The 20,141-nt window shown below is 71.0% G+C and carries 18 protein-coding genes; 15 read left to right on the top strand and 3 right to left on the bottom strand.

Annotated features, from left to right (window positions below; all coding sequences use genetic code 11):
- The first annotated feature begins 5 nt into the window (after positions 1–5).
- From ACN27G_RS15450 to ACN27G_RS15400, 11 genes are read left to right on the top strand one after another with little or no spacing between them, the layout of a single operon-like run.
- Positions 6–1,280, top strand: coding sequence for a hypothetical protein (locus ACN27G_RS15450; RefSeq protein ID WP_421493500.1), 1,275 nt, complete (start codon positions 6–8; stop codon positions 1,278–1,280).
- Complete coding sequence (locus ACN27G_RS15445) at positions 1,277–2,056, top strand: LysM peptidoglycan-binding domain-containing protein (protein WP_421493499.1); 780 nt, start codon at positions 1,277–1,279, stop codon at positions 2,054–2,056. The genes ACN27G_RS15450 and ACN27G_RS15445 overlap by 4 nt, the downstream gene beginning before the upstream one ends.
- Before the next feature lie 15 nt (positions 2,057–2,071).
- Positions 2,072–3,130 carry a phage late control D family protein gene (locus tag ACN27G_RS15440; RefSeq protein ID WP_421493498.1) on the top strand — a complete coding sequence of 353 codons (1,059 nt, stop codon included), beginning with the start codon at positions 2,072–2,074 and terminating at the stop codon, positions 3,128–3,130.
- On the top strand, positions 3,127–3,771 hold the full coding sequence (locus ACN27G_RS15435) for a phage baseplate assembly protein V (RefSeq protein WP_421493497.1): 645 nt from the start codon (positions 3,127–3,129) through the stop codon (positions 3,769–3,771). Before ACN27G_RS15440 ends, ACN27G_RS15435 begins: the two co-directional genes overlap by 4 nt.
- A 13-nt stretch (positions 3,772–3,784) precedes the next feature.
- Positions 3,785–4,183, top strand: a complete 399-nt coding sequence (locus ACN27G_RS15430; RefSeq protein WP_421493496.1) for a PAAR domain-containing protein — start codon at positions 3,785–3,787, stop codon at positions 4,181–4,183.
- Positions 4,180–4,581: a GPW/gp25 family protein gene (locus ACN27G_RS15425; protein ID WP_421493495.1), complete on the top strand. Its 402-nt coding sequence runs from the start codon at positions 4,180–4,182 to the stop codon at positions 4,579–4,581. Before ACN27G_RS15430 ends, ACN27G_RS15425 begins: the two co-directional genes overlap by 4 nt.
- Positions 4,578–8,129 (top strand): putative baseplate assembly protein, encoded by a 3,552-nt coding sequence (locus tag ACN27G_RS15420; protein WP_421493494.1) that lies wholly within the window; start codon positions 4,578–4,580, stop codon positions 8,127–8,129. Before ACN27G_RS15425 ends, ACN27G_RS15420 begins: the two co-directional genes overlap by 4 nt.
- 8 nt (positions 8,130–8,137) lie before the next feature.
- On the top strand, positions 8,138–9,100 hold the full coding sequence (locus ACN27G_RS15415; protein WP_421493493.1) for a hypothetical protein: 963 nt from the start codon (positions 8,138–8,140) through the stop codon (positions 9,098–9,100).
- Positions 9,097–9,723 carry a phage tail protein gene (locus ACN27G_RS15410; RefSeq protein ID WP_421493492.1) on the top strand — a complete coding sequence of 209 codons (627 nt, stop codon included), beginning with the start codon at positions 9,097–9,099 and terminating at the stop codon, positions 9,721–9,723. The genes ACN27G_RS15415 and ACN27G_RS15410 overlap by 4 nt, the downstream gene beginning before the upstream one ends.
- A 15-nt stretch (positions 9,724–9,738) precedes the next feature.
- Complete coding sequence (locus ACN27G_RS15405) at positions 9,739–11,337, top strand: hypothetical protein (protein ID WP_421493491.1); 1,599 nt, start codon at positions 9,739–9,741, stop codon at positions 11,335–11,337.
- 29 nt (positions 11,338–11,366) lie between these two features.
- Positions 11,367–11,567 carry a hypothetical protein gene (locus ACN27G_RS15400; protein ID WP_421493490.1) on the top strand — a complete coding sequence of 67 codons (201 nt, stop codon included), beginning with the start codon at positions 11,367–11,369 and terminating at the stop codon, positions 11,565–11,567.
- Between the two features lie 47 nt (positions 11,568–11,614).
- Here the strand turns inward: ACN27G_RS15400 and ACN27G_RS15395 are convergent, their stop codons facing one another.
- Entirely contained in the window at positions 11,615–12,613 is a 999-nt protein-coding gene (locus tag ACN27G_RS15395) for an ADP-ribosyltransferase domain-containing protein (protein WP_421493489.1), read from the bottom strand.
- Between the two features lie 427 nt (positions 12,614–13,040).
- Between ACN27G_RS15395 and ACN27G_RS15390 the strand changes: the two genes are divergently transcribed.
- Positions 13,041–13,556, top strand: a complete 516-nt coding sequence (locus ACN27G_RS15390; RefSeq protein WP_421493488.1) for a sigma-70 family RNA polymerase sigma factor — start codon at positions 13,041–13,043, stop codon at positions 13,554–13,556.
- A gap of 70 nt (positions 13,557–13,626) precedes the next feature.
- The gene (locus ACN27G_RS15385) at positions 13,627–14,970 is read left to right on the top strand and encodes a ferric reductase-like transmembrane domain-containing protein (protein ID WP_421493487.1); all 1,344 of its coding nucleotides are present in this window, start codon (positions 13,627–13,629) and stop codon (positions 14,968–14,970) included.
- 99 nt (positions 14,971–15,069) lie between these two features.
- On the opposite strand, the gene ACN27G_RS15380 is transcribed toward ACN27G_RS15385, so the two are convergent.
- The gene (locus tag ACN27G_RS15380) at positions 15,070–17,391 is read right to left on the bottom strand and encodes a DUF4157 domain-containing protein (protein ID WP_421493486.1); all 2,322 of its coding nucleotides are present in this window, start codon (positions 17,389–17,391) and stop codon (positions 15,070–15,072) included.
- A gap of 170 nt (positions 17,392–17,561) precedes the next feature.
- Positions 17,562–17,729: a hypothetical protein gene (locus ACN27G_RS15375; RefSeq protein WP_421497622.1), complete on the bottom strand. Its 168-nt coding sequence runs from the start codon at positions 17,727–17,729 to the stop codon at positions 17,562–17,564.
- Between ACN27G_RS15375 and ACN27G_RS15370 the strand changes: the two genes are divergently transcribed.
- Both ACN27G_RS15370 and ACN27G_RS15365 read left to right on the top strand, forming a co-directional pair.
- Complete coding sequence (locus tag ACN27G_RS15370; RefSeq protein ID WP_421497334.1) at positions 17,679–18,821, top strand: alpha/beta fold hydrolase; 1,143 nt, start codon at positions 17,679–17,681, stop codon at positions 18,819–18,821. The genes ACN27G_RS15375 and ACN27G_RS15370 overlap by 51 nt on opposite strands.
- Positions 18,822–18,853: 32 nt before the next feature.
- Positions 18,854–20,077 (top strand): alpha/beta fold hydrolase, encoded by a 1,224-nt coding sequence (locus tag ACN27G_RS15365; RefSeq protein ID WP_421493485.1) that lies wholly within the window; start codon positions 18,854–18,856, stop codon positions 20,075–20,077.
- Positions 20,078–20,141: the final 64 nt, after the last annotated feature.

Genomic DNA, 20,141 nt, shown 5'->3' with positions numbered 1-20,141 from the left:
CTGGGATGGACGACGACACGGTCTTCGACCCGGCCCTGGTACGCCGGCTGGCGCGGCCGGCCCGGCGGCCGGGACTGGTCGACCTCGGCCACATCCGGGCACTGCTCGCCCGCCATCGCAGCATGACGGCGGGGCTGCCGCTGGCCGAGGTTGCCGCACGCTACGTCGACGCGACCGGACAGTATGCCGGGCCGGCGATGCCCGTCGTGTACGCCCAACCGGCGCCGCCACCGCAGGCCGTGCACCGCGACGCGCCCGCCCGCCCGGCCGGTGCCTCCCCGACCGGCCCCGCCACGACCACCGTTCCGGACAGCGCCGTGTCCACTTCGGTCGGTTCCGGGCCGCTCGCCCTGGCCCGCCTCATGCCCGCCGACAGGGCCGACGGGTCGGCGGGCCCGGCGGTGCCGGCCCGCCCGTCCCGGTCGGACGGCGAGGCGAGCGCGGCGCGGAGCACCGCCGGTCCCGGTGCCGACGCACCCGTGCGACCCGTGACGCCGCGACCCGCCTCCGGGCATGCGTCGCCGATCGAGCGGAAGACGGCCGAGCCGGTCGCGCCGTCCACCCGCACCGGCACGGGTGAGGGGTCGCGTCCGCTCCGGCTGCCAGGTCCGGCCGACCGGCCGGCATCCGCCGGTGCGCCGACCGCGACCGGTGAGGTGGGCGGTTCGGCGGGCTCGCGGGCATCCGAGGGGGCGGCTCCGGCGGGGTCGAGCCCGGTCGTCCGGCCCGCCCCGCAGCACGGCCCGGACCGGCACGCCGGTGGGCAGCAGGTCGCCTTCCCCGTCCCGGCCGCCCCCACACCTGCGCCGGGCCACGCGGCGGGCCGCGACACCGGGCCGCTGCCGACGTCCGGGCGGCGCGTGGATGCCCGACCCACGGCTCGGCCGGCGCCGGTCCCGGCGCGGCGGCCGGTGGTCCCACCGGTGCGGCAGCTTCCGCTGGCCGCGGCGCGGGCGGCGACCGCACCACCTGCCCGCCCGGCGCCCTACGCCGTCGGCGGGTGGCCGGCGGGTGGGGTACCGCCCCGCGCGGCCCCGGCGGCTCCGGCCCGCAGCGGTCGGGGCGGTCCTGGGTACGGTGTCGACGGCGGGTGGACGGCCGGCGGGCCGCCGGACGGCACGCCCCGGGCCACGCACACCGTGCCACAGCCACAGCCACAGCCACAGCCACAGCCGGCGCAGGTCGCGCGGGCGGTCGCCGGGCACGTCACCGACCAGGTGCACCACCGGATCCTGCGCCGGCTGGCGGTCGAGGCCGAGCGCCGGGGGGTGCGGCGGTGAGCGTCAACAAGGCGAGCGTCGCGAACGCGCTGCTCGGGTTCGGGCCGGGCGGTGGTGGACTGCAGAAGTTGACCATCACTCATGACGGCACGGACTTCGCCCGCAACGGCCCGATCGAGGCGCTGTTCAACCCGAATGAGATCAGCCGGTCCCGCTCCGTCAGCTGGCAGACGCACGAGAGCGCGGGCAAGGGCAGCGCCTGGACGTGGAGCGGTATGCAGCAGGAGTTCGCCGCCATGCAGCCCGCGACGCTCTCGGTCGAGCTGTTCTTCGACACCTACGAGTCCAGGGCGGAGGCGTCCCTGTGGGACCTGGCGACGTCGTTCACGCCGCCGAACCCCTTCCAGACCGGCGACTCGACCAACGTCACCGCGCTGACCAGCCGGGTCAGCCAACTCGCCGAGTTCGACAGGGAACTGCACCGTCCACCGCTGTGCACGCTGTCCTGGGGTGCCTTCACCGAGATCTTCACCGGCGTCCTCACGCGGATCGACGAACGGTTCACCATGTTCCTGCCCGACGGCACTCCGGTGCGGGCCACCGTTTCGTGCAGTTTCGCGGAGTCGCTCACCGACGCGCAGCTCAAAGAGCGGGAGATGCACTCGTCCGACGTACACAAGACGTGGGTGGTGCGGCGCAACGACACGCTGCACAGCATCGCCGCCGCGGAGTACCGGGATCCCCGCCTGTGGCGGCGCATCGCTTCGGCCAACGGCGTCGTCAACCCGCGCGACCTACGCCCGGGCACGGTGCTGATCATTCCCAGGTTGAGCTGAGCGGAGACCCGGACGATGACAACCGACGAGTCGGGCCCGGACTTCGAGATCCAGTGCGGCGGCGTGCGACTGCCGCCGGAAGCCCACCGCGACGTGGAGTCGGTGACCGTGCTGGAGGACCTGAACGCCCTGAGCATGTTCACCGTCACGCTGAAGAACTGGGACGCCAGGCGCCTCGCCGTCACCTGGTCGGACGCCACGCTGTTCGCGGTCGGCACCGAGGTGCGGATCTCGCTGGGCTCCGTCAGGGAGCTGTATCCGGTGATGGTCGGCGAGGTCACCAGCCTGGAGCCCGCCTTCGACGCGGGTCGGACGCCGATGCTGACCGTGCGCGGGTACGACCTGCGGACCCGGCTGTTCCGCCGGCAGCGGACCCGGACCTTCACCGGAACCCGGGACAGCGCCATCGCCCGCCAGGTGGCCGCCGATGCGCAGTTGCGGGCCGAGGTGACCGACACCAGGGCCACGCTCGACTACGTGCTGCAGAACAACCAGACCGATCTGGAGTTCCTCCAGCAGCGGGCGAAGGTGATCGGTTACGAGATCTTCGTACGGGACAGGGTGCTGTACTTCCGGCCGCCGCAGCACGGCCGGCCACCGGCGGCGAAGCTCGGCGTCGGCGGCGAGATCTCCCGCTTCACGCCCCGGTTGCGCGCCCTTGCCCAGGTGGCCGAGCACTCCGTGCGGGGCTGGGACGTGACGGGCAAGCGGGCCGTCGTCTCCACCGCGCGAGCTGGCGCGGAGTCCAGCACGATGGGCGGTGCCGCCACCGGCCCCCAACAGGCCGGCCGGGTGTTCGACGGGGCCGTCTCGGCCACCGTGGACCTGCGGGTGCCGGACCGGGAGCGGGCCGACGAGATCGCCACCGGGCACTTCGACGAGCGGGCGTTGACCTACATCACCGGCGAGGTCGAGTGCGGGGGAGAGCCCCGCCTGCGAGCGGGCGAGGTGGTCGAGATCGAGGGGGCGGGCGCCGCCTTCAGCGGCGCCTACTACGTCGTGTCCGCCAGCCACTCGGTGACCGCACAGCAGGGATACCGGACCAGCCTCGAGGTACGGAGGAACGCGGCGTGACAGACCTCTACGACCACCTGATGGACCAGACGCCGAGCCGGGCGGACGGGCGGTTCCACGGGGTGGTGATCGGCATCGTCACCAACAACCAGGACCGGGCCGGGCTGGGACGGGTCAAGGTGGCGCTGCCGTGGCTCTCCGACGGTGCCGAGACCGACTGGGCGCGGGTGGCCGCCCCGATGGCCGGCGCCGGCCGGGGCTGCTACCTCCTGCCCGAGGTCGGGGACGAGGTCCTGGTCGCCTTCGAGCACGGCAACCCGGAGAGCGCCTACGTCATCGGCGGGTTGTGGAACGGCAAGGACGGCCCGCCGGTCGCCAACAGCGACGGGCGCAACGACGTACGGGCGCTGGTCTCCCGCAGCGGGCACGTGATCCGGCTGATCGACACCGAGCAGGACGAGCGGATCGAGATCGTCGACGGTAGCGCCAGGAACAGCATCGTGATCAGCACGAAGGACAACCGGATAGCGATCACCGCGGACGCGGACATCCTGATCTCCGCGGGTGGGCGGCTCCGTCTGGCCGGCGCCGGTGTCGAGATCGCCTCCGGCGCCGACGTCACAGTCGACGCCAAGACCACGCTCAGGGCCGAATCCAAAGGCGAGATGGACATCATCGGCAGTCAAGTCAGAATCAACTGAGGGGGTGGAATCGATGGGAGCGTCCGCGGCGAAGAAGGGCGACCGGGTCGAGGCCGACGACATCCATGTCGTGCTGGTCCCCAGCGGGCCGGCGCTGACGGAGGTGCCGACGCCGTTTCCGTTCACCGGCGTCATCAACGGGGGCCTGAGCACCAACGTGAAGATCATGGGAGAGTGGGCGGCGGTGGCGGGCGCCACCGCCGAGAACACTCCGGCGCACACACCCGGGAGTCCCACCGCGAAGTTCAAGAAGGAGCCGTCCAACACGGCCACCGTCCAGGGCGGCAGCACATCCGTGATGATCAACGGCAAGCCGGCGATCAGGTCTGGTGATCCCGCGACCACCTGCAACGACCCGATGGATCTGCCGATCGGGAAGGTCGTCGCCACGGGCACGGTGACGATCGGGTGACCGGCCTGGCGAACAGCGGCTTCCTCGGCACCGGCTGGGCCTTTCCGATCGGCGGCGACCCCGAGCGGGGCATCCGGCTCACCGACGACGGCGTGGCGACGATCAGGCAGTCGATCGGGCTGATCCTCGGCACCGCGCCCGGTGAGCGCGTGATGCTGCCGGACTTCGGCTGCGGCATCCACGACGTCGTTTTCGACGTCAACGACGTGAGCGCCGCCGGGCGGATCAGCCGGGCGGTGCGGGAGGCGCTGGCCCGCTGGGAGCCGCGGATCGACGTCCTGGACGTCTATCCGACGCCCGACCCCGCGGACCGGCGCCGGCTGCTCATCGAGATCAACTACGAGGTGCGATCGACCAACAGCCGGTTCAACCTCGTCTACCCCTTCTACATCGCATGACCGGGCAGCCTCCACCCATCGACAAGCGCGACCGCGAGGCGCTCGCCGCGCAGACCGCGGCCCTGGCGACCCGGTACAGCGGCTGGCGACCGCCGGCCGACGGGCGGCCCGACGCCGGTCAGGCGCTCATCGGCGTCTTCGCCCGCTACGCCGAGCTGGTGGTGCAGCGCCTGAACCAGGTGCCCGAACGCGACTACCTCGCCTTCCTCAACCTGATCGGGATCCAGCCGGCGCCGCCGCGGCCGGCCCGCGTGCCGCTCACCTTCTCCCTGTCGCAGCGCAGCCGGACCGAGGCGGTGGTCCCGGCGGGCACCCGGATCGCGGCCACTCCACCCGACGGCGACGACGGTGAGGACGGCGAGGTCGTCTTCGAGACCGCGACCGACCTCGTCGTCACCCCCGCACACCTGCGGACCGTGCTGGTGGACGACGCGCCGCGCGACCGGTACGCCGACCGCACCGCCGCGGCAACCGGTGAGCGGGACGAACCCTTCGCGGCCTTCGTCGGCGACGGGCTGGTGCCGCACCAGTTCTTCATCGCCTGCGACCCGGTACTCGCGATGGAGGGGACCAAGACCGTCACCATCGTGTTGACCGCCGCGCGGGCCGCCCTGTTCGGCGGGTGGCCGATCACCTGGGCCTACTGGGACGGCGCGGAATGGCACCCGATCGAGGCGGCCAGCACGGTCTGGGGCCACGCCTGGCAGGTGACCCTCGCCGGGCTGCCGCCGCTGCCCGGGTACGAGGTGGACGGCACCACGGCCGGCTGGTTGCGGGCGCGGCTCGACATGCCGATGCCGCATCCCGCCTCCGGGCTGGCGCTCGACGCGGTCGCGGCCGGCCGCCGGGCCCCGCAGGTCGACGTCGAGGGAGTCTTTCCCTTCGGAGAAGCCGGCCAGAGCCGCTGGTGCTATCTCAGCCTCCCTGCGGCGGCGGCGGTCCCCAACGCCCTCATACGCCTCGGCGTCGCCCTGGCCCGGCCCGGGGTGGTCGCCGACCCGGCCGCCCCGGTGCGCCTGCGGTGGTCCTACAGGGTCGGCGACGAGTGGCGGCAGCTCGGCGGCTCCGCCTCGGCGCCCGTGCAGGACGACGACGACATCGACGGGGCGCTACTCGACGGCACCATGGCGTTCACCGGCGACGGCGAGGTCAGCTTCCGGGTGCCGGCCGAGTGGCCGGCCGAGCTGTTCCAGGCGCGGTCGGGCCGCTGGCTGCGGGCCGAGATCGTCGACGACGGTGCGACGTACGCCATCCTGCCCCGGCTGGCGGCGGTCACCGTCGCCTACGACTGGGAGGTGCCCACCCTCACCGGCATCGACGTGCGGATGCTGGCCGCGCCGGATCCGGTGGCGCTGCCCCGCGCGTTCGCCAACGCCGGCCCGCTGGACGTGACAAAGGACTTCCACCCGTTCGGCGAGCAGCCGCGCTTCAACGACACCTGCTATCTCGCGTGCCCGGCGAGCCTGGTCTGGCCGGGCACGGAACTCGTCGCCGAGGTGACGCTGACCAACGCGCCGGGCCAGCCGGACGGTCCGGTGCCGCCGGTGCGCACCGACGGCCACCCGCGAATCGTCTGGGAGGCCTGGGACGGCGCGAGCTGGCGGGGGATGACCGTCAGCGACCCGGCGTACGCCTTCACCGGTGACGCCACCCTGACGCTGACCGCACCCGCCGGCTTCGCGCGCACCGTGGTCAACGGCGTCGAGGAGTACTGGGTCCGGGTCCGGCTGGTCGGCGGTGACTACGGGATCGCGGCCCACTACACCCAGGACGAGGACGGCAGCTACGAACTGGCCGCCGCCACGTTCGCGCCGCCGGTGGTCAGCACGGTCTCGTGGCGGTCCCGCGCCGGACTCGCGGCCCCGGTCCCGGCACAGGCCTGCGTCACGAGCAACGACTTCCGCCTCGTGACCCATCGCCATCACGCCGGCGGGCCGTGGGACGTGACCCCCTTCGCGCCCAACCCGCAGCGGGACGCGGCCCTCTACCTCGGCTTCGACCAGCCGTTCGGCAACCGGCCCGTCACCCTCTATCTCCAGGTCGAGGCGCCGGAGCCGGAGGACGTGGTGGCCGACCGGCTCGCCACCGTCGACCTGACCGACCGTGCCGACCTGGTCTGGGAATACAGCGGTGCCGCCGGCTGGCGGACCCTGGCCGCGCTCGACGAGACCGGCACGCTTGGCGAACGCGGCGTGGTGCGCTTCGTCGGGCCGCCGGACCTGACCGCCCGGGAGCACCTCGGCCAGCAGCGCTGCTGGCTGCGACTGCGCCACCGGGACGGGAGCTTCGCGATCCCGCCCCGGCTGCGCCGGATCCTGCCGAACACGACCTGGGCGACCCAGGCGACCACCGTGACCGAGGAGCTGCTCGGGTCGGGCACCGCCGAGGCCGGCCAGCGCTTCAGCACCGCGCGGACACCGGTCCTGGCCGGCCAGGACCTTGCCGTCCGCGAGCCCCGGCCGCCGGCCGAGGAGAACGCCGTCCTCCTCGGGGACGAGGGCCGGAGCACCGGACCGGGCAGCGCGGATCTCGAACAGGTCTGGGTGCGATGGCACGAGGTGACCGACTTCCACCGCTCCGGGCCGGGCGACCGCCACTACACCGTCGACGCCGCCACCGGTGTGATCAGCTTCGGCGACGGCGGGGCCGGGCGGGTGGTGCCGCGCGGGCAGAACAACGTCCGGCTCACCTACCGCAGCGGAGGTGGGGAGCGGGGAAACCGGCCCGCCGGCACCATCGCCACCCTGAAATCCTCCGTGCCGTATCTGGACGCGGTGACGAATCACGAGCCAGCCTCGGGCGGCTCCGACTGGGAGCCGCTGGACCGGGTGCGGAGCCGGGGGCCGAAGACACTGCGCCACCGCGACCGCGCGGTCACCGCCGACGACGTCGCGGACCTCGCGTTCGAGTCCTCGGCCGAGGTGGCTCGGGCCCAGGCGGTGCCACCCACCGGGTTCGACCCGTTCGACCTGTGGCTCGACCCGGACGAGCAGCCGCGCGACGAGCACGGGCAGCCCGACGCGGGCGGGATCGGGGTGATCGTGGTCCCGCACTCCGCCGCCCCCCGGCCGACGCCCAGCATCGGGCTGCTGCGCCAGGTGGAGGCGTACCTGCGGGACCGGTGCGGCCCGACCGCCGCGCTGTGGGTCGCCGGACCGGAGTGGATCGAGGTGGCGGTCACCGCCACCGTGGTGGCCGTCTCGCCGGAGGCGGCCGTGCTGATCCAGGTGCGGGTCGAGCAGGCCCTGGACCGCTTCCTGCACCCCCTGGCCGGTGGCACGGACGGCACCGGCTGGGCTTTCGGGCGCAAGCCGCACCGCTCGGACCTGTACGCGGCGATCGAGGCCGTCGACGGGGTCGACCACGTCCGCGAGCTCGCGGTGGCGCAGGTGGCCGAGTCCGAGTCGCTCGGCGCCCGGCTGGCGGAGGTGCTCGACCGCTCGCTCGCGCAGGGCGCCACGCCGGTGCCCGCGGACCTCACCCGGTGGCTGGAGCGGGCGCTCGTCTACTCCGGACGGCACCAGATCACCGTGACCCTTCCAGCCTGAGGACTCCCGTGCCGATTGCGTTGCCGAACCTGGACGACCGCGACTACGACGACCTTGTCGGTGAGGCGCGGGCGCTCATCCCGGTCCTGCTGCCGGAGTGGACCGACCACAACCCCAGCGACCCGGGCATCATGCTCGTGGAAATGCTGGCCTGGTTGACCGAAATGCAGCTGTATCAGGTCAACCAGGTCCCGCAGAGCCACACCCGCAACTTCCTGCGGCTGCTCGCCGGTCCCGAGTGGATCCCGCCGGTCACGGGTGATCTCGGCCCGGCCGTCCGGCAGGTCATGGCGGCGCTGCACGAGCGCTACCGGGCGGTGACCGTGGACGACTACGAGTACCTCGTCGGCAGGACCTGGCCCGAGCAGCCACAGGCGGCCGGGCTGGCCCGGGTACGGCGGGTGCGCTGTGTCCCGGGCCGCGACCTCGCCGGAGCCGACCCGGTCGCGGCCGCACCGGCGCACGTCAGCGTCGTCGTCCTTCCCGAGCCGGCCGACGGGACGGACACCCACCCGCTGCCCACCGAGGCGTTGACCGGTGGGCTGCACGACTTTCTCGATCCTCGCAGGCTGCTGACGGTGCGCCACCACGTGGTCGGCCCGAGATACGTCGACATCCAGATCTCGGCCGACCTGGCGGTCCGCGCGGACGCCCTGCCGGGCGACGCCATCGCCGACGCCCAGGCCCGGCTGCGCGCCTTCTACGCCCCGCTGACCGGCGGCACCACCGGCGACGGCTGGCCCTTCGGACAGCACATCCACCCGTCCGAGGTCTACGCCGTGCTCGAACAGGCACCCCTGCTCGACTACATCGAGAGTGTCCGGGTCACCCCGGCCGGCGCGGTCGGTGACGCCGGCACGGGAAGCATCCCGCTGGAGACGCACGAGTTGCCGCGCCTGACCCGGCTCGACCTGACCGGCTACGACAGCTACGGGCGCAGCCACCCGTCGAGCTGGGTGAGGCAGGCGTGAGCCGCTACCTCGACCACCTGCCGGCGATGTTCCGGGGCGACCCGTTCGCCGGCCGGTTCCTGCTGGCCTTCGAGGCGGTCCTGACGGGCCGTGACGACGTCGACGGCCTCGAACAGCTCATCGAACGCTCGGCACGTTACCTGGACCCGATGGAGACCGATGAGGATTTCCTGCCGTGGCTGGCCGGCTGGGTGGCGCTGAGCCTGCGCGCCGACTGGGACGTGGCGCGGAAGAAGGGCTTCATCCGGGAGGTGGTGCCGCTCTACCGGCAGCGGGGAACCCTGGCCGGGCTGCGCCGCATGCTCGAGATCTATCTGAACCCGCTGGCCGACCAGGTGACCCGGGAAGACGTGGTGATCCTCGACCGGTTCGACGCGCCCGACCACTACTTCCAGGTCCAGCTGACTCTCGGCGACTCCGACCCGGTGGGTCTGCGCAGGGTGCAGGAGGTCGCCAGGGCGATCATCGACCGGGAGAAGCCGGCACACACGTTCTACGCCCTCAAGGTCGTGGTGCCCACGATGCGGATCGTCTCCGAGGAGTTGAAGGAGCGTGAAGGCGGCAGGCCGGAGCGGCTCGTCCTCGGCGTCAACACGTTGCTCGGCACGCGCGACTCCAACTGAGACCGAGGAGGCCCGATGGCGGACTACACCCAACCCGACGTCGTATCGAAGCGTGTCCGCTTCTTCGACGGGCAGTTCCTGGAGGACCAGGACTTCATCGACGAGCAGAAGTTCCACCTCGACCGGGTACGCCGGCAGAGCAGGCTGCTGCGGCTCACCGGCGTCAGCGAGGGCCTGACCCTGGCGGCGGGGAGTGAGCGGTACCAGCTCACGGTCGCCGGCGGCATGGCGGTCGACGCCCGGGGCCGGCACCTCGTCCTGGCCGCCGGCAGGACGCTGTCGCTGGGGCAGGGATTCGCCAACCAGCAGAACGTCGAGGTGCACCTGGCCTATCGGGAGTCCCCGACGGATGCGGGACAGATCGCGGACGGTGGCTCCAGCGCCCGGCGGTGGGAGGAGAGCCCGACGGTCGTGGCGGTCGCCCCGAACGGTCTCACCGCGGTCTCACCCGCCGATGCCGCGCCGGACCTGGACGGCCACACGGTGCTGCTCGGCCGGCTGACGGTGGCCGACAACGGTGACGTCACGGTCGACCACGCCATGACCCATCGGTCCAGCCTCTCGGTCTCCGGCCGCGTCGGGGTCGGCACCGCCGATCCCGGCAGCGACCTGGACATCGGCGACTTCGACCCGCGGGACCGGCACCTGACGTTCAAGACCGCCGCCGGCAGCGGACACCGCAGCGGGATCCGGCTGTGGGCGGAAGCGGAGTATCAGGGCTATTCCATCGAGTACGACGGACGGCTCCCCGCCGGGCGGGGCCTGCACGTCCGGACACACGACGGGGACAGTGCCGGGACGACCCGGCTCTTCGTCGGCGCAGACGGCGATGTCGGCGTCGGCACGGCCACCCCGGCGAACACCGAGGGGTGGGGTCGGGTCGTCGACGTGGTGGGCTCGGCGAGCACGAAGCTGTCGGTGCGGACGGCGAACGTGGACGGACGGGTGATCGCGCGGGAGAGCACGATGTACGGTGCACCGGCGGGCATGATCGTGGGCACCACGACGAACAGCCCGCTGACTCTCGTCACCAACCAGACCGCCCGGCTCACCGTCGGCGCCTCCGGCGGCGTCGGGATCGGCTCCAGCGACACGCGGGGGTCGCGGCTGGCCGTCCTCGCCGACAACCAGCATCTGCTACTGCTCCGGGACAAGCGCACGGCCGAGGCGGGAGGCAGGACCTCGTTCCTCGACCTCCAGCAGACCGACACCTTGCCGCCACAGATCGCCAACTCGTCGTTCAACCTCCGGTTCGTCCACCAGAATCGGTACGGTCACCGGCTGGAGGTCGACGAGGCGGGCTTCCACTTCCGGGTTGGGGAACTCAAGAGCGACGACTACAGCGATATTCACGCGTCGTATGTGGACGCCGCGATGGTGAAGGCGGACAACCTCCGGATCGGTTCGACCGTCATCACCGAACACGAGATGAGCGTCCTCAAGAAGCTTGCCGCCGGGAAGTTGATTATCGAGCTGTTCAACACCGGCCGGGATGTGTACGCCCACTCGAGCATCTACGAGCATCTGATGACGAAGAAAAGCTATGTGCTCGCCTCCGCGGCGGACGACACAAACCTCAATCACGCACGCTGGGAGCTTCGTAATCCCCGATGAACGCTGACCACGGCAAAGGACCCCATCCGATGAGAGCCCTACTGGAGAAGCGGATCGCCGAGCTGGAAACCGAGTTGCGCGCGGGCCAGCAGATGCTCGCCGAGCTGGAGGCGAAACGGACCGACGTCCAGCAGACCCTGCTGCGCATCACCGGCGCCGTCCAGGTGTTGAAGGAGCTACTTGCCGAAGATCCCGATCCCGACCAACGCGAAGGGCAACCGGCTTCCTGACGGAACTCCCGACCGGGCGGTGGCGGGAGAGCTCATGGATCGAGGGATCAACCGCCACGGAGGCGCCGCGGCCCGGGTCTCACCTGGACCACGACGATGATCCATTTTTGGCTCGAAGGATCCCAGACCTTGAGCAGGACCCTGAAGCGGTTCCCGCGGTCGTACAGGACCTCGTGCTCGCCAGGATTCTGCGAGAATTCGTCGACGTCCCTGCCGGTCCACCCGTAGACCAGCATGAGCGTATTGCCGCCAAAGGCGTTTCGCGGGTAGCGCGCGGTGCTGGTGAAGCCGAACTCGGTGACGATCGCCCCGGGTTGATAGGCGTCCAACTGCTCCCTCGAGAGCTGTACTCCGCGATAGCTCAGCCCTGGACTCTCGGGCAGGCGGCGGAGCGCCCTCGACAATCTCGCGACCACGCCGATGTGAGCGTAGCGGGGACCGCTCTCTCCCCGTTCCCGAAGATGGTCGTTGAGCAACCCGAAATCCTCGCCCGTGTAGGGGCGCATGGCCGCGATCAGCCGCTCTCTCCGCTGCTGTTCCTCGCTCTTCTGTCTCTCGCTCCGTCGGTCGTCGCTCCGCTCGTCCTCGCTTCGTTGGTCGTCGCTCCGTTGGTCCTCGCTTCGTCCGTCCTCGCTTCGTCCGTCCTCGCTTCGTCCGTCCTCGGAGTCTCGGCGGGTTGTCGTTTCGTTCTGGAAGTCCGTGATCGCGATGCCCGACGGGCGACGCTCCGCTTCCTCGTCCGTGTCCCCGCCATCAGGGTCGTCGACTTCTTTCGGCTTGAGCTGCACCAGCAGAGCAGCGCTGGATGCCGGGGCTCCCGCCATCGCGGGTTCGTCTATCGGTTGCTCACCCCGCAACCCGGCCTGGATGATCGCCTGGGATCGCCGGTTACCGTACTGACGGTGTATCCGCATCAGTGCGTCCGGAGGTCGGGTGACGCGGGCCGTCCGGGCCACGGGTCCGGGCGAGGTCGTCGGTGATGCGGTCGACTCGCGATGATAGGCGCGCACGGACCCGTCCTCTCCGTCGACGCTGTCGGCGTACACGGCGTCGAAATCGAACTCTCCCGGTAGGAGAATACGGTGCCGTCCCGCATCGACGCCATGTCACGCCTCCCGACTCTCCCCGCCGGCCCGCCGTCGTCCCACCGCCTTCGGCGCGGGTCGGCACCGCTTGCGCCTGGCGATTTCATCGCCTTAAATGGAGCCGGGTCGCCTACGAGACTCGAAACTGTCGTCGACCTGACAGTGCGCGCTAACGACATGTGTGGAGGCCGGGCAACCGCTCCCGCCTCCTGTGGTCGCGCGTACCCGATGGCGTTTCCTCAGGTTTCCCTCAGATCTTCCTCAAGTGTCGTCGCGGTGCGTCCCTCAAGCTGTTCCCGGGGCCGAATCCACGGACTCCGAAACGTCGAGGGAAAGGCCGCCGCACGTGACAACGGGCCATCGCCCAACTACCGAAGCGTCCGGCACGGTGGGAGACGACAATCAGGCGTACACGGAACTGGTGGCGCGATACGGGGTGCCCGTCCGAGCCTATGCCCGCAAACTGACCGGCAATCACAGCCTTGCCGACGACGTGCTCCAGGAGACGATGTTGCGGGCCTGGCGCCATCGCCGGTTGCTGATTGAGATGCAAGAGGCCGAAGGGGAGGGGCGGGTCTGCGGCTGGCTGTTCACGGTCGCGCGCAATCTCGTGGTCGACCAGGCGCGTGGACGGCGGCTGTGCCACGTGACCGACGAGGTCTGGGACACCGCGCAGCGCTCCGTGCCCGACCACGCCGACGCGGTGGTCAGCAACGCCATGGTGATTCCGGCGCTGCGCCGGCTCACCGCCGAGCACCGGGACGTGATCTTCGAGCTGTACTACCGGCGCAGCACCGTCGTCGAGGCGGCGAGGTCGATCGGGATCCCGCCCGGAACCGTGAAGTCCCGTGCCCATTACGCGGTTCGTGCTCTCCGCGCCGAGCTCACCGCCGCCGCGGCGTGAGCCCGACCCCTGGTTGTCCGTTTCACATCCGCACCGGTGCCTGTTTCGGCCCGGCTTCAGAGAGGTCTCCATGGATACGGCGACACCGCCGCGCGTCCGCCGCGCCGGCACGGCCCGGACGGCCTACCTGGCAGTTGCGATATTTCTCCTGGTCAACCTGACGATCGTCGAGATCATGTTCGCCAATCCCGCCAGGCCCGCCTACAACACCCTGGGTTCACTCGGCCGCTTCTTCGGACTGCATCTCGGCTTCGTGATGGCGTTGCAGGTGCTGCTCATCGCCCGTCTGCCGTTCCTCGAGCGGCGGATCGGCATGGACACGCTCACGAACTGGCACCGGTGGACCGGGTTCGGCATCTTCTGGCTGGTGATCCTCCACCCGACCTTCGTGCTGCTGGGCTTCGCGGAGCTGGACCAGATCTCCTTCCTCGCCGAGACGTCCAACCTGGCCAAGCAGATGCCCGTGCTGCTCGGCATGATCGCCGCCGGCCTGGTCGGCGTCATGGCGCTCACCTCGGTGCGGGCGATCCGCAGGCGCCTGCCGTACGAGGCATGGCACGCCGTCCACCTGGTGGTGTACGTCATGCTCGTGCTGGCGGTGATCCACCAGGTCTACGAGGGCAGCGCCTTCACCACCAGCGCGTACACCCAGATCTACTGGTGGGGCCTGTGGACCTTCGCGATCGGAGCCCTGCTCACCAACCGGCTCGTCGTGCCGGTGGTGCGCAACGTGCGGCACCGCCTGCGGGTGGTCGCGGTGGTCCCCGAACTCGGCGAGGCGGTTTCGGTGTACGTGGCCGGCCGCGACCTTGACCGGCTGCGGGCCCGGCCCGGCCAGTTCTTCTGGTGGCGCTTCCCCCGACACAACTCCTGGTGGCAGGTGAACCCCTGGTCGCTGTCGGCCGCGCCCGACGGCCGCACGCTGCGGCTGACCGCGAAGGCGATCGGCAGTACCAGCGCCGGGCTGCGGCAGTTGCCGGTCGGCACGCGGGTCTACGCCGAGGGACCGTACGGCGCGCTGACCACGGCCCGCCGGACCCGGCAGGATGTGGTGCTGATCGCGGGCGGTATCGGTATCACCCCGATCCGCGCGCTGCTGGAGGACCCGGACCTGACCGGCGACATCGTGCTGCTCTATCGTGCCCGGGCGCAGGACGAGGCGGTGCTGCTCGGTGAGTTGCGCAACCTGGTGCAACAGCGCGGCGCCCGGATGCACCTGCTGACCGGCCGCACCGGCCCCGGAAACCAGCCGTTCAGCCCGGAGAGCCTGCGCGGCCTCGTGCCGGACATCGCGGAGCGGGACGTCTTCATGTGCGGTCCGGCCGCCATGGCCGATGTGGTGTCGCGAAGTCTGCGGGCGTTGGGCGTCCCCGCCCACCAGCGGCACGTCGAGGCGTTCCGGCTCGGGGTCTGACGTTCCGGCTCGGGGTCTGACCTCAGCACTCGACACACCACGCGAGCAGCGCGTCCGCCGACCGCCCGGCGAGTGGGGGTTGGCGGACGTGGCCTCGGCTCAGGGTTGCGTCGGGGTTGCTTTCGAGAGTTGGTCGTACAGCGTGACCAGAGCCCTGAGAAGTGCCGGCTCGAAGCTCCGGTTACCCTGCAACGACGCGGCGAGGGAATCCTTCGTGACGGTCTGGTCCGTCCTCTGGAGGGTCTGGTCCGACCTTTTCCGGAGCCTGCCCATCTGCTTTTCCAGCGTCTCCCGCGTCTCATCGCGCATCGAACCGATGGTGTGGCGATCGATCAGCGTGAGCCACAGCGTCAGTGTCGGGGTGGGCCGGCTGATCAACAGCGTCAGGATCCTGTTCCAGGGAGGGGAGACCGGCGCGGCCATGACCACCGTGGTCATGCACTCCTCCATGCTGTGGTTGCCACTGACCACCATGTCGGCGATCACGAAGGCGATCAGGTCGATGCACTCCTGACTCGTCATCTTCTTCCGCTGCCAGAGCAGCGAGGCACTCTGCATGTAGTTGAGCGTGCTGTTGGAGCGGCCGCCCACGAACCGGCCGGGCTGGTGCTCCAGCTCCTTGAGGTACCACTCCGGGTCACTGGCGTCGACCTTCCTGGCGGACGTGGACTGTCCCAGGCGCGCCGCGGGCCTGGCGAGACGTGGGGGCATGATGAGGGGGGTGTAGAAATCCGCCCTGTCGTCGTGCTGCGCCTCCTGGAAGGTGGCGTCTCCGCCGAGCCGTCGGTACAACGCCACCGAGACACCCCAGCCCAGCGACTTGATGTTCAGCCGGTTGGCCCACGGACCGACCGTGTGATGATAACTGCGCAGATCGGTGGGATCGCTGCGGCCGCGGATGATGTTCAGCATCGCCTCGTCGTGAGGTAATTCCGGCGAACGGTTGCGGAACCTGGCCTCGTCGTCTCCCGCCCCCATCGGTCCCTGGGCGTCGGCCGGCGCGATCACGGACTCGAAGAAGCCCCGCGTCGCCGATATCATCGTCGGAAAGAATCTCTCCGCCAGCACGGTATTTCCCTGGCAGATCTTCAGGGCGCTTGACGGCAGCTCCGAGATCTCCACTCTGGTGCCCGCCGGTGCCAACTCCCCCGTCGTCGTGGGCATGACGACAGCGTCCAGGGTGGTGACTCCATCCTGGTTCCTTTTTCTTCCGACGTGGAAGCGGTACTCGGTGCTCGTCGAGACATTGGAGTCGGTGAAGAGGCGCAGGATTCTGCCGGGCGCGAGTTCCAGGGCAGAGATGCTGATAAGCTCCTGATGTTCGTCCGCGACGATCGCATCGCTGAACGGAAAATTGGTGTCTCGATCGTAGGTGGCGCCGAGCCTTCGCTGCGGGTCGTGCTCCGGAGCCGTCAGGGATTTCTTCGCCTGCTCCATGAAGTCCTGGTTGATCCTCTGGTAGTCATCAAGGTCGGAGTAGGGGGCGCCGGGCGCCTTCGGGTTCAGGAACCACGGTGGTTTCTCCTGCGCGGCGCCGTCCGCGGTCGCCTGCTGGAACTTCTCCCAGGCGGGCCGATCGTCCTGCCGGTCGAGCCCGTCCTCCTGCAGGCGATTTTTCAGCTCCGCCCGCCACTCGACCCTGCGCCGGTGGAGGTACTTCGCGCTGGCCAGGATCTCGGTGTGCGCGTCGGCCTCCGCATCACGTCCGTAGGGCCACTCGTCCCTGCTGCCCAGAAGCCGACCCGCCGCCTGTGCGGGCGACGTCGTCTGAAGGAGGGCCTCCGCGGTCGTGCCCGCGACGGCGTCGGCAACGGACCCGGCGACCGGATTCACGGCCCGCCGCACGACCGGCGTGGCGGCCTGTTGGACGGTGTGCACCAACTCGTGAGCCAGCAACGCGTCACCCGCCGCCGTTCCCGGCGCGAATTCGGCACGCCGTACGAACACGTCCGACCCCACCGTGAACGCCCGTGCCCCGAGCGATCCGTTCAGCCGGTCCGACTCCGCGCCCACATGGATCCGTACGCCGCTCAGGTCCGCGCCGGACGCGGCCTCCATCCGTCGCCGGATCCCGTCCGGCACCGGCCGGCCGCCCCCGCGCGACCGGCGGACGGCCGTCGCCACGGCCGCGTCCGCCACGCCGCCCCCGGCCGCCGGCACGCCCCCGCCGGCAGCGGGGGACCGGCGCAGCGACACACCCGTCACCCGAGCCGCGATCCGGTCGGCCTCCCGCTCCAGCGGGTCGTCGACCGCGCCGACCTCCAGCTTCGCCTGAAGCAGCCGCCGGACCCCGCGATTGCCGAATCGGCGGTGCAGCGCGGCTATCCCACCGGGCGGGCGAGCCACCGCGCCGCGATCAGTGGGCGTCGCCGTCCGCCCCGCCCTCGCCGTGTCATGCGCCGGACCCGCCACAGCCGCCACCCGAGAAACCCCTTCGCGGTGCGCCCAACCGTCACCGGCGGCCCGGCGTCCGCGACACCATCGGGGTACGAGGAGAGTCCGGGACCGAACCGCCGCGCAGAGGTATACGCGCCTGGCGTCTCGGCGGCGTCTCGCGCCGCGCCGCCGGTCCGATCTCGGACGCTGAGGCGTCAACTGCTGACGCTGAGGCGTAAACTGCCGTGGTGGGCCAAGCAACCTACCACTTCGACCAATTCGACCTGGATGCCGGTCTCGGTCAACTCCGTCAGGACCGGCGTCCAGTTCCGATCGAGCCGCGGGCGTTCGCCGTACTCTGTCTCCTGGTCGAGCACCGCCACCGCGTGGTGTCCAAGAAAGAGCTGCTTGACGCCGTCTGGAAGGGTGAGACGGTCACCGACGCCGCCCTTGCCACGACGCTGCGCACCGTCCGGCTCGCGATCGGCGACACCGGCCGCGACCAGAGGTTCATCCGGACCGTGCATCGCCGTGGCTACCAGTTCGTCGCGCCCACGGCGGCTGCCCAGTCAGCCGCGGGCACGGCCGGTGCCGTTGGTGAGGGTGAGGCGCCGGCCTGGTCCCGCGACGTCACGCGCTTCTGCCGGACGGCGGACGGCACGCGTATCGCCTGGGCGGTCACCGGCGCCGGAGCGCCTCTGGTCAGAACCGCCAACTGGCTGAGCCAGATGGATCTGGAACGCACGGTGCCCGCGTTCGCGCACTGGTTCGAGGGCCTGACCCGTGGTCGCCGGCTGATCCGCTACGACGAGCGGGGCTACGGGCTGTCGGACCGGACGACGGGTTTCGCCCTTGAGGAGTGGATGGAGGACCTGGACGCCGTGGTCGACGCGGCGGGGCTGGGTCGTTTCCCGCTGCTCGGCATCTCCCAGGGCGGCGCCCTGGGGGTGGCGTACGCCGCGCTGCGGCCCGAGCGGGTCAGCCGGCTGGTGTTGAACGCGGCCTACGCCCGCGGCCAGCTGGCCCGGGCACGCGATGCCGCCGAGCGCGACGCGGCGCACCTCGACCTGAAGCTCACCCTGGCCGGCTGGCATGCCCAGAACCACAGCTACCAGCGATTCTTCGGCGCACAGTTCTTCGCGGGGAGTGCGCCGCACCGGTGGGACGAGTACATGAGCTTCCAGCAGCGCTCCGTTTCGGCGGCCGGCGGGGCCCGGTTCCTGGAGGAACAGTCCCGGCTCGATGTCTCGGACCTGGCCGGGCGGGTGCGTTGCCCGACGCTGATCGTGCATTCCCGCGACGACCCACGGGTTCCCGTCTCGCAGGCCAGGGAACTGGCCGAGCTCATCCCCGACAGCCGGCTGGTCCTGCTCGAGGGCAGCAACCACCTGCTCACCGGCGACGAGCCGGCCTGGCCCAGATTCCTGGACGAAATGTACGCCTTCCTGGCCGAAGACGGCCCCGACCCCGGTTGAGCCCGGCCACGCAAGATCAGTAGGCTGCGTCGGTGGCTGGGGAAGTGCTCCGCTTCGGCGAGTACGAATTGGACGTCGCGGGTCATCAGCTGCGCCGTGGCGGCGAGCCCGTGCATGTGGAACCGCGGGCTTTCGACCTGCTGTGCCATCTGGTCGCGCACCGGGATCGGGTGGTGTCGAAGAACGAGCTCCTCGACTCGGTGTGGGGCGATCGTTTCGTCAGCGAGGCCGCGCTCACCACGGCGCTGCGGACGGCTCGTCTGGCCGTCGGGGACACCGGCGAACGGCAGCGGCTGATCCGCACCGTACACCGTCGGGGCTACCAGTTCGTGGCGCCGGCCACGGTGGTCCGACCCGGTCCGGCGGCAGGGGCCGGACCGGGTCCCGCGGTCCCGGCGCAGCTGCTCGACGGCACGGAGCGCCAGGTGATCCGGTTCTGCCGGGCGGAGGACGGCACCCGCATCGCCTACGCCACCATCGGCACGGGTCCGCCGCTGCTGAAGGCCGCGAACTGGATGTCACACCTGGACCTGGAGTGGACGACTCCGGTGTGGTCACACTGGCTGTCCGGGCTGGCCCGCGACCGCCAGTTGATCCGCTACGACGAGCGGGGCTGCGGACTGTCGGACTGGCAGGTGCCCAGCTTCAGCTTCGACGACTGGGTCGACGACCTCGACACCGTGGTCGAGGCGATAGGGCTGGACCGGTTCCCGTTGCTGGGCGTCTCCCAGGGCGGCGCGGTCGCGATCGCGTACGCGGTCCGCCGTCCCGAGCGGGTCAGCCGGTTGATTCTCGCCGGGGCGTACGCCCAGGGACGGCAGGTGCGGGCCCGCGACGACGCCGAACGGGAGGCGGCGGCCATCGACCTGGAGTTGGCCCGGGTGGGGTGGGGCAATCAGGATCCGCGCTTTCTGCAGGTCTTCGCCTCCCAGTTCCTGCCGGACGGCACGCCACGGGACTGGGACGACTTCACCGTGTTCCAGCGGCAGACGACATCGCCGGCCAACGGGGTCCGGTTCCTGGAGGAGTTCGCCCGCATCGACGTTTCCGGCATCGCCCACCGGGTGGCCTGTCCGACGCTGATCCTGCACTCCCGCGACGACGCACGCGTCCCGGCCGCGCAGGCGAGCGATCTGGCCGCGCTCATACCCGACAGCCGGCTGGTCCTGCTCGACAGCCGCAATCACCTGCTGACCGCCTCCGAACCGGCCTGGTCCGAGTTCCTGTCCCACATCGATGCCTTCCTGGCGGAGTGACCGACACCCGCCGAGGCCGCCGGCGTCCGTGCGCGTCGGGCCCGTCGCTGGCCGTCGGCGTTCC

Source organism: Plantactinospora sp. WMMB334 (assembly GCF_049179095.1).
Taxonomy (GTDB): Bacteria; Actinomycetota; Actinomycetes; order Mycobacteriales; family Micromonosporaceae; genus Plantactinospora.
Note: the sequence above shows the minus strand (reverse complement) of the source record. Positions and strands in the feature narration are given on the sequence as shown.

Excerpts from the sequence above, each read along its gene's own strand:
- ACN27G_RS15440 (WP_421493498.1), top strand. The coding sequence starts at position 2,072 with ATGACAACCGACGAGTCGGGCCCGGACTTCGAGATCCAGTGCGGCGGC.
- ACN27G_RS15430 (WP_421493496.1), top strand. The coding sequence starts at position 3,785 with ATGGGAGCGTCCGCGGCGAAGAAGGGCGACCGGGTCGAGGCCGACGAC.
- ACN27G_RS15420 (WP_421493494.1), top strand. The coding sequence starts at position 4,578 with ATGACCGGGCAGCCTCCACCCATCGACAAGCGCGACCGCGAGGCGCTC.
- ACN27G_RS15400 (WP_421493490.1), top strand. The coding sequence starts at position 11,367 with ATGAGAGCCCTACTGGAGAAGCGGATCGCCGAGCTGGAAACCGAGTTG.
- ACN27G_RS15385 (WP_421493487.1), top strand. The coding sequence starts at position 13,627 with ATGGATACGGCGACACCGCCGCGCGTCCGCCGCGCCGGCACGGCCCGG.
- ACN27G_RS15450 (WP_421493500.1), top strand. The coding sequence starts at position 6 with ATGGACGACGACACGGTCTTCGACCCGGCCCTGGTACGCCGGCTGGCG.
- ACN27G_RS15405 (WP_421493491.1), top strand. The coding sequence starts at position 9,739 with ATGGCGGACTACACCCAACCCGACGTCGTATCGAAGCGTGTCCGCTTC.